General features: G+C 63.7%; 1 protein-coding gene and 1 pseudogene. Both read right to left on the bottom strand.

Translation table 11 applies throughout. The annotated features are described in order from the left end of the window. Positions 1-653, bottom strand: a pseudogene (locus tag WBV89_RS06455) (polyribonucleotide nucleotidyltransferase); the annotation flags it as partial. A gap of 414 nt (positions 654-1,067) precedes the next feature. Then, positions 1,068-1,325, bottom strand: coding sequence for a 30S ribosomal protein S15 (gene rpsO / locus WBV89_RS06450; protein ID WP_423980510.1), 258 nt, complete (start codon positions 1,323-1,325; stop codon positions 1,068-1,070). Positions 1,326-1,520 lie beyond the last annotated feature (195 nt).

The following is a 1,520-nucleotide window of genomic DNA, read 5'->3' as shown; positions in this document are numbered from 1 at the left end:
TCGGTGACCTTCTTGGCGCCATCGTCGTAGTAGTAGAAGGCGTTCTCGGAGCCACCGGCTTCGACCATCATCACGGCGACGTCACCGTCGTCGAGTTCACGGCCGGCGATGACGATCTCGAACGTGCCGTTCTCGGCTTCTTCGAACGTGGGGTGCGGGATCCACTCGCCCTCTTGGCTGTACGCCATGCGGACGGTGCCGAGCGGGCCATCGAACGGGATGCCCGAGATCATCAGCGCAGCCGAAGCGGCGTTGATCGAGAGCACGTCGTGCGGGTTGACCTGGTCGGCGCCGAGCACGGTCGTGACGACCTGGGTCTCATTCCGGAACCCCTCGGGGAAACTCGGGCGCAGCGGGCGGTCGGTGAGACGGCAGGTGAGGATCGCGTCCTCGGTGGGACGACCTTCACGACGGAAGAACGAGCCGGGGATCTTGCCGGCGGCGTACGCCCGCTCCTCGACGTCGACCGTGAGCGGGAAGAAGTCCATGCCCTCTCGAACGGACTTTGCGCTGTTGGCGGTGGTGAGAACCTTCGTCGAACCGATCGACGCCACGACGGCGCCCATCGACTGAGGGGCGAACTTGCCCGTCTCGAAGGTGAGTGTCTTGTCGGTCCCTGAGATGGGGCCGGACACGGAAATGGCTTCAGCCATGTTGATTCCTTTCGAACACGCAGCACCCTGCCGCGTGGCTTCTGAAGGAGGATCAGTGGCCGGTTCCCAGTTGGTCACCCCGAGATCGACAGCCAAACATTCCGGATTCCGCACGTCATCTCGGAGTCAGCAACCGGCAACCAGCGCCTGGAACTCCGTCGACCGGACGTTCCGGTCCAGGCAAGCCTACCGAGGCGGTCGACCAACCATGCGTCTGGCCGAAAACGAGAACCGACCACCGGCAAGAGCCAGCAGTCGGTCCCGGAGATTCCTTGAAATGTCTACTGAGCCGGAGTCGGAAATGCATCCTGTCTCGGGATCATGGTTCGTCGCTCGCAAGGCGCGTGACGACGATGTTGACGTGACGTCAATGAGGAGTCCACGCAACGCCGCGAGCGGCGAAGCTGGACCGAATCAGCGGCGGAGGCCCTGGTCTTTGACGATCTTGCGGTAGCGCTCGACGTCGATCGACTTCACGTAGTCGAGCATGCGACGGCGGCGGCCGACGAGCATCAGCAGGCCACGACGGCTGTGGTGGTCCTTCTTGTGCATCTTGAGATGCTCGGTGAGGTGGGTGATCCGCTCGGTGAGGAGGGCGATCTGCACTTCCGGCGATCCGGTGTCGGAATCGTGGGTCTTGTGCTGCTCGATGGTTGCGGTCTTGTTCGGCATCGTGGTGAGTCGCCTGTTCCTGTTTCGTTCTGGATGAGGTCGCGGTCCGGATGGAGACCCGGCACGCATCTCGTCTGCGCAGAGGACACCGGCGACCCGGCGACCAGCCCAAACGGACCAGACGATGATAGCGGCGACGGACCCACATTCGCTCCCGTCCCACGTGCGCGTCGGTGCCAGGCACCGACGCGCACT

Origin of the sequence: Ilumatobacter sp., from assembly GCF_049588435.1 — a bacterium.
GTDB lineage: Bacteria > Actinomycetota > Acidimicrobiia > Acidimicrobiales > Ilumatobacteraceae > Ilumatobacter_A.
Note: the sequence above shows the minus strand (reverse complement) of the source record. Positions and strands in the feature narration are given on the sequence as shown.

Bases quoted from the DNA above. Each gene is read 5' to 3' on its own strand.
- rpsO (WP_423980510.1), bottom strand. From the start codon at position 1,325: ATGCCGAACAAGACCGCAACCATCGAGCAGCACAAGACCCACGATTCC.